Origin of the sequence: Kitasatospora sp. NPDC002965 (genome assembly GCF_040611255.1) — a bacterium.
GTDB lineage: Bacteria > Actinomycetota > Actinomycetes > Streptomycetales > Streptomycetaceae > Kitasatospora.
The window spans coordinates 184,391-191,804 of sequence record NZ_JBEXNT010000003.1; the positions used below are offsets into that span (position 1 = coordinate 184,391).

Below are 7,414 nucleotides of genomic sequence, written 5' to 3' on the forward strand. Positions count from 1 at the left end.
CCTCCTGGGCGTGACCGTCCGGTTCACGGTTCTCCCGGCCGGGGTGGGCCGGATGCGTGGGACGGCCGTCCCGTGCGGCCCGGGCGTCGCGGGGCTCCCGGACACCTTCCGGCGCGGCGGCCCGGCCGCCCTGCGGGCGGACCTGACCGGCCCGGGCCTGCCGGGCCCGCGCCTCGGGGGTCCCGGCCGGTGCGGGCGCCGGCAGCCGGCCTCCGGCCGCGCCGTGACCGCGTCCGGCCGCCGGGGACTCGTCCTGCGGCCGGTCGGCCGCGGTCCGGTGCCCCTGCCCCTGGCCGCGGGCGCCCGGTTGCGGGTGCCCGTCCTCGGCCGCGGCGTGCTCCGCCGTCCGGGGCGGCCGGCCCGCGTTCGGACCGGGCTGCGCCGGGACCATCGGCGGCCGTGCCGGGCCGCGTCCGGTTCCGGGCTGGCCGGGATGCTGCTGGTGCCCCGCCGGCTGGTGCGGGTACGGCTGCCCGGCCCGGGCGTGGACGCCCTGGCCGGACGGTTGCCCGTGCTGGCCCGGGTGCGCCGCGGCGCCGCCCGGGAAGCCCGGAACCGACGCCTGCCCGTGCGCACCGTGCTGACCCGGGACCGTCCCGCCCGCCGGGGCGGCGGCCGTGGCGGGCTGCGGCACGGCCCCGGTCATCCGGAGGTCGTTGCCCTGCGCCGCGGCCTGGGCGGCCGAGACGCTGCCCGGCCGACGGGCCCGGTAGCTGGTCCGGTAGGCGGCCGGCGAGACCCCGAGCTGGCGCCGGAAGTGCCCGCGCAGCGCCACCGGCGACCGGAAGCCGCAGCGGCGCGCGACGTCGTCCACCGACAGCTCCGAGGTCTCCAGCAGCCGCTGGGCCTGGAGCACCCGCTGGGTGATCAGCCACTGCAACGGCGCGCTGCCGGTGAGCGTGCGGAAGCGCCGGTCGAAGGTCCGTCGGCTCATGTAGGCACGAGCCGCCAGCACCTCGACGTCGAACTGCTGGTTGAGGTTCTCCAGCGCCCAGGTGACCACCTCGGCAAGCGGGTCGTTGCCGATCTCCTCAGGTAAAGACTGGTCGATGTACTGGGCCTGTCCGCCACCGCTGCGACGGCTCGGCACCACCAGCCGCCGGGCGAGCGCGTTGGCCGCCTCGGCGCCGTGGTCGCTGCGGACCACGTGCAGGCAGAGGTCGATCCCGGCGGCGGTGCCCGCCGAGGTCAGCACGTCGCCGTCGTCCACGAAGAGCTCGCGCGGGTCGACGTGGACCCGCGGGTAGCGCTTGGCCAGGGTCGGGGCGTACATCCAGTGGGTGGTCGCCGGGCGGCCGTCCAGCAGACCGGCGGCGGCGAGCACGAACGCGCCGGTGCAGAGGCCGATGATCCGGGCGCCCTCGTGGTGCGCCTTGCGGAGCGCCGTGATCGCCTCGACCGGCGGCGGCTGCGAGATCGAGCGCCAGGCCGGTACGACGATCGTCCCGGCCCGGGCGAGTGCCTCCAGCCCGTAGGGGGCGGAGAGGGTGAGGCCGCCGGTGGTGGCGAGCGGCCCCTCCTCGCCGGCGCAGACCAGGAGGCGGTAGCGCGGCACCCCGGCGTCCTGGCGGTCGACACCGAAGACGGAGAGCGGGATCGAGCTCTCGAAGATCGGTGCGCCGCCGAAGATCAGCACGGCGACGGTCTCGCGCCTGCGCCGGCCGGAGAGCTTGCGCGGCGAGACCGCCATCACCGGAGTCGAGGATCCGTTGAGGCCGGAGCCCGGTCCGCCGTGGCCGCCCGCGCCGTGTCCGCCCGCGCCGTGGCCGGACACCCCGAGCCCGAGCGATCCCGGCGGGATCCCGCCGGACGTTCCGGCGCCGGCCAGGGCCGGGCCGGAGAGCGCGCCGGTCGGAGCGGCGGCGAAGGTCGTGAATCCGCTCTCCTGTCCGCCCGGGTGACCGCCCGGGTGACCGCCGCCGGGGTGGCCGCCAGGTTGGCCGGTAACCGACTGCCCGTGCCGGCCGTCCGAGCCGATGCCGTACCCGGTCCCGTGGCTGACTCCGGATCGGCTGACGGTGCGTCCGCCGTGCTCCGGGGAGGCCGGGAAGGGTGGGGTGCCCGGGGAGCCGGAGGCACCGGGGCCGCCGGGGGCGGCTGGTGCGGAAGTGGTTCCCGGGGCGGGTGTGGCCGCAGCGGAATAGGAGGGGTACGAGGCTGTGCCGGAGGTGCGGGTGTTGACGGCGGGGGCCTTGTTGCCGGTGCCTCTCGCGGAACGACCCGCGATGCCGGCCGCGGTCTGGCCGCTGTCAGGACCCGCGTCGCTCCTGCTCACCCTGCTCAAGGCGCTCAAGCCCCCTCGGTGGTGTGGTGTGGTGGTGCGGCACTGCTGGCCAAGATCGAATCTATCGGGTGGACCATTGCCGTTGTGACAAGTTCACCATCCGACGCTATGTCGACATGGCAATTTGGCGTGATGCATTCGATCACGAAGCGTGGCACCCGTCGACCCTTCTGGGAAGGGGGCCGGTGCAACGGTGGCTGGTTGTCGCGGGACGGGTCCTGGGACGTCCGGCTCCGGCGCACCCGGCCGGCGCGTCTGGGCTGCGGATTTGCCCAAGGGCGGGGGAGTCGCGCGAGATTGACCGAAAATCGGCGGTGCACGCGAGGGCGCACGGCCGATATGTGTGCGCCTCCCTGGCTTCATCCGGCCAGGGCCGGGGCCGGACAGCGCGGACGGGCCGTCAAGGCTACCGTCCTGGAGTGGAGATCCTCAGCCGGCTCGAACAGGCCAACGACAACGCCGCCGCACTCTGGCTGGCCCAGGCGCGTGCGCACGGCTGGCAGTACCTCACGCGCCCCGGCTTCACCGCGGTCCGCTGCGCCCGCACCCCGGACGACGCCCATCGCGTGGTGGTCACCCGCCCCACCGGCGAACCGGGAGCGGTGGAAGCGGAACTGACGGACCTGCTCGCCGCCTGGCACACCGTACGGCTCACCGTGGAGGACCCGTACGGCGGGCTGGACCTGACCCGCCAGGGCTGCGGCCACGGGCGGCGGATGGCGGTGATGGTGCGCGAGCCCGGTCCGCTGCCGCCGGAACGGCCGGCGACTGGCTCGGGAGGGTTCGCCGCAGAGGTGCTGACGGTGGGTGAGGTCCTGGAGGCGGAAGCCCTCGCCGAGGCCGAGCGCGCGATCGTCGACGGCTTCCCGATCCTGCCCCGGCAGCCCTGGACCGAGGGCGCCCAGCTGCCGGTGCGGCTCCTGGGCGAACCCGGCTGCCGGGCCTGGCTCGGCCGGGTCGACGGCGTGACCGCCGGTGCGTGCCTGACCTACGACGACGGCCACGCCACCGGCGTCTACTGGGTCGCCACCCTGCCTGCCCAGCGCTCACGCGGAGTGGCCCGGGCGGTGCTGCGGACGGCGCTGGCCGCCGCACACCCCGACCGTCCGGCCACTCTGGTGGCCACCGAACTAGGCGAGCCGCTCTACCGCCGGCTCGGCTTCACCGAACTGGCCCGCACCCGCTGGTGGACGCGCTGAGCAGGCTCCCGGCGTAGCCGCCCGGCGGCGCGGCCTGTGCCGGCCGGACCCACCCGGGCACCCGGGTGCGTCTCTGGCGAGGACGCTCCGGCGCTTCGCCCGGCGACCACGGCGCGAGTCGCCCGCTATCCGGTCCGGGCGGCGCGGTGCGCCGGGGCCGCCGGGGCTCCGGCCGTTCGCGGGGAGGCGGCGGCGACCGGACGCGGAACCCTGCGGGCCGGCGGCACCGCGAACCTCGTCCGGGCGGGCGGCCCGCCCGGCGTCGACGGGAGCACGACCGGCGGTTCCACCACGTCGGCGGTGCCCGCAGGCGCGGAGTGCTCCGCGCCGTCGGCGGCAAACCCGCCGGGTCGGTTTCGGACAACGGACCCTGCCCCCGGATGCGGGGTGGCACAGCTCGTGGCGTTCGCGGCAACAGGCGCATGCCCGTCGTCCAGGGCGGACGGCGAGAACTGTGCGCCTGACCGCACGCCGGTCTGCGCCCTCATGCCCGGCCCCGAGGACCTCGGGCCGATCGGCACCACGGCGACCCCGGTCGCGGTCACGCTCCCGGCTGTGACGACGGTCCCGGCCGTGACGACGGTCCCGGCCGCCGGGGTGCCGCCGGCCGTGATGCCGGTTCCGGCCGCGGTGACGGTCCCGATCGGGACCGCGGCGCCGGCGGACGCCGTGACCGTCCCGGCCGGTGCCAGGGCGAGAGCCCTGGCACCGGGGATTCCCCGATCCCGGGAACGGGGGACGCCCTCGGAGTCGCCGGCCCGCCGCCCGAGCGGTCCGCCCGCCCGGATCCCCGGCCGGGGTGACGGAGCGACGCGGGCCGACAGCACCTGCCCGACGGCCTCCGGCAGCCCGGCCGCCTTCAGCGTGGGCCGGTAGCCGGGTTCGGCCCACGGACGGCCGTGGTGCAGCCAGACGCTGTGCAGGCCGGCCAGCTCGGCCCCGGCGATGTCGGCGGGGGCGTGGTCCCCGATCATCCAGGTGTGGCTGGCCCAGTCGCCGATCGGTGCGATGCCGCACCGCTGCGCGGCGATCTCGAAGATCAGCGGGTCCGGTTTGAGGCAGTCCGCCTCCTCGGAGATCACCCAGCCGTCGACCAGCGGACCGAGTCCGGTCCGGCGGATCTTCTCCAGCTGCGGCCCCGTGCCGCCGTTGCTGACGATCCCGAGCGTCCACCCGGCGGCCCGCGCCGCCCGCAGCGCGTCGATGTTGCGGGACGGGCAGTGGATGTGGGAGTTGATGCCGCGCCGGTAGTGGGCGAGAAGGCGGTCGAGTGACTCGTCCAGTCCGTAGCGGCGGCGGGCGGCGGACAGTACGGTGCTGCGCGGTACGTAGCCGCCGCCGTCGATGGTGGAGAGCCAGTCGACGTCGCCGGGCGGCAGCCCTCGTTCGGTCAGGAATTCCTGAGCCCAGGCCCGGAAAGCGGCGTCCCTGGGGAGCAGCGTGTTGTCGAGGTCGAGCAGGAGCAGGGGCATGCCGAGCATGGTGCCAGCGGCCGTGCCTATGCACCTGGCAAATGCCAGACGGCGTCGCGAACCCGTGCGAAATGGCCGAAACGGGGGCTCGGTGCCACACTCCGGGGGCGGCTGCGTCAGGTGGGGCTCGCCCTGCGGACCCCGGACGACCCGCCGCGGGCCCGCCGCGCGGTGATCGGGCGGCAACGGATCGTCATCGATCCATGACAGTCCGGTCACGGTGTCCCGGTGGCCTGTTGCGCCGCCCGGCCCGCTCCGTCAAGCTCCAGGGAACCTCTGTCGCCGGAGGGGCGCGTCAGCGTGCCCGGGGGCGTACGGCCGACGGGGGTTACATCCCCCGTTCGCGGGAACAGTGTCGCCCCGAGGTCTTGTGGCTGGGCCGAGTCCCCGGCCCGTCGTACTCTGAAAGGAACAGGTCACCAACGGTGGTGCGCGGCGCAGACCGACGTCGTCCCCTGGGCGGGCCTGCTGCTCGGGCAGCGATGTCCTCTCCTGTCAGCCCATCCCCTTCGAAGAGCCTTGTGCCATGGCTGGTTCTGAGTCCTTCCGACCGGTGGAGCCGGATGCGGACGTCCGGAGCAGTGGCCTCACCCGGCCCCTCCGCAACATCGTGCGCCGAGGCCGCCCCGGCTCGGGTTCCCGCCACCGGCGGGACGAGCACCGCGACGACCGCGCGGAGCCCCCGGTGACGGGCCGCCCCGGTCCGGGCGCCGACCGGCCGAGCGCCTCCGGCCCCACCCGCGCCGTCGGAGAACCGGCGGTCCGGCCGGCGTCCTCGCGTTCCTGCGACCCCGCCTTCCGTCACGGTGTGGTGGTGGGTTTCGACGGTTCGCTGTCGAGCGAGCGCGCCCTCGCCTACGCGGTGGGCATGGCCCGCCGCTCCCAGTGCGGACTGGTGATCGTGCACGTGGCCAACCGCCTGCCGGCCACCGTCTGGGCGGGCTGTGAACCGCCGGTCTTCGTCGACCTCCCCGACCACCGGACCGAGGTGCTCGGCCTGGAGCTCGCCTGCGCGGACTTCCTCGCCGGCGTCCCCTGGGTCCTGGTCGAACGGGGCGGCGACATCTGCCACGAGATCGAGGAGGTCGGCCGTGAGTACGCCGCCGACGCCATCGTGGTCGGCAGTACGCACGGCCTGCTCGGCAAGATCTTCGGATCCGTGTCGGGTCGCCTCGCCCGCCGGGCCAACCGTCCGGTGATCGTGATCCCCTGACGATTCGCCGGCTACGGCGTGGCGGGCCTGCCGCTGGGCCGAACGTGTCACCCCTGCCGGTGGGTCGGTACCGCGCTCCCGCCCGGCCGGGAAGCGCGGTGCGAAGAATGACAAGGTGATCAATCGGCCCACTCCGCCCGATTCCGGGCCGCCCGGACGTCCTCTCCGTCGTGCTCCCCGCCGTGTCACCGCCCTCCTCGTCCTGTCGGCCGCTGTGCCGGCACTCCTGCCGCTCGCGCTCCTCGCCGGCGCCCCCGGGGCGTCGGCGCTCAGCCCGGCGGGCGGAGAAGCCCGTGACGCGGTGCGGCTGGAGGTCCGCACCAACGGGGCCACCGGCACCGGGGTCCGGGTCCGGTCCGGCGAACAGCTGCTCCGGGTCTACCGGCTGGCGAACCAGGCGGAGTACCCGCTGACCGTCTCGGTCCTGAAGGACGCCCAGGTCTCCGGGGCCGCGGTGGTCTGCGGAGGGCAGCAGCCGTTCGTGCTCCCCGCCCTCGGTGTCGTCGAGTGCTCGGCCACCCTGCCGGCGCAGAGCGGTCAGCAGCGGGCCGTCGTCCGGGTCGAGGCGGACGCTCCGAAGGGCCTCCCCAAGGCCGTCGTGACCGCGGAGGCCGGCTATCTCGGACTGGTCGCCGGGCTGACGCTGGCCCGGGTCGGCGTTCCGGCGGGCTCGGGTGTGGTGACCCGTTCCGCCGCCCGTTCCGTCGTGCCGCCCGGGGACCGGGAGGCGGTGGCCGACGGAGCCCTCCCGCCGGCTGGTCCGGCCTCCTCTCCCGAGCGGCTTCCCGGGCGTCGCGTCACCGTGGCGCGGGTGGGCGGAGACGTCCTGCTGAGGTACCGGGTGGACGCGGTCGGGGACTCGCCGGTCAGCGCGGTCAGCGTGGTGGACCTCCTCCCCGGGGTGGGGCAGGTCAGCTGTCTCGGCCAGTCCGCCGCCGGTCTGCTGGAGCCGGGCCGGCCGTTGGACTGCACCGCCTCGGGCGAGGCACGGCCCGGCAGGCACTCCGCCGTGGCCCGGGCCGAGGGCCTGGCCGCGGACGGGGCGGTCGGCCAGGACGGGCGCCCGCTGGCTCCCCGCCCGCTCGCGGCGGAGGCGCCGGGGGAATACGAGGGCGAGGGCCCGGCTCCGGCCGCCCAACCGGGTACGCCCGGCGACGACCTTGACGGTCTTCGGGGTGCGGCCCTCGTTGAGCTCGGTCACACCGGTGAAGGAGAAGGTCTCCTCGCCGGTCAGACCGAGGGAGTC

Annotated in this window: 3 protein-coding genes and 2 pseudogenes; 3 read left to right on the plus strand and 2 right to left on the minus strand. The window is 75.7% G+C overall.

The genetic code is table 11. The features are described from left to right. Positions 1 to 694: 694 nt before the first annotated feature. A pseudogene (locus ABZY91_RS02840) lies at positions 695 to 1,690 on the minus strand (helix-turn-helix domain-containing protein); the annotation flags it as partial. 1,013 nt (positions 1,691 to 2,703) lie between these two features. On the opposite strand from ABZY91_RS02840, the gene ABZY91_RS02845 reads away from it, so the two are divergent. Continuing rightward, the gene (locus tag ABZY91_RS02845; RefSeq protein WP_355399298.1) at positions 2,704 to 3,483 is read left to right on the plus strand and encodes a GNAT family N-acetyltransferase; all 780 of its coding nucleotides are present in this window, start codon (positions 2,704 to 2,706) and stop codon (positions 3,481 to 3,483) included. 125 nt (positions 3,484 to 3,608) lie between these two features. Here ABZY91_RS02845 and ABZY91_RS02850 read toward each other — a convergent pair whose 3' ends face one another. After that, positions 3,609 to 4,955, minus strand: coding sequence for an HAD-IA family hydrolase (locus ABZY91_RS02850; protein ID WP_355399300.1), 1,347 nt, complete (start codon positions 4,953 to 4,955; stop codon positions 3,609 to 3,611). 781 nt (positions 4,956 to 5,736) lie between these two features. Here ABZY91_RS02850 and ABZY91_RS02855 point away from each other — a divergent pair. Both ABZY91_RS02855 and ABZY91_RS02860 read left to right on the plus strand, forming a co-directional pair. Next, positions 5,737 to 6,168, plus strand: a pseudogene (locus ABZY91_RS02855) (universal stress protein); the annotation flags it as partial. 214 nt (positions 6,169 to 6,382) lie between these two features. After that, a partial coding sequence (locus ABZY91_RS02860; protein WP_355399302.1) for a hypothetical protein occupies positions 6,383 to 7,414 on the plus strand: 1,032 nt, incomplete at its 3' end.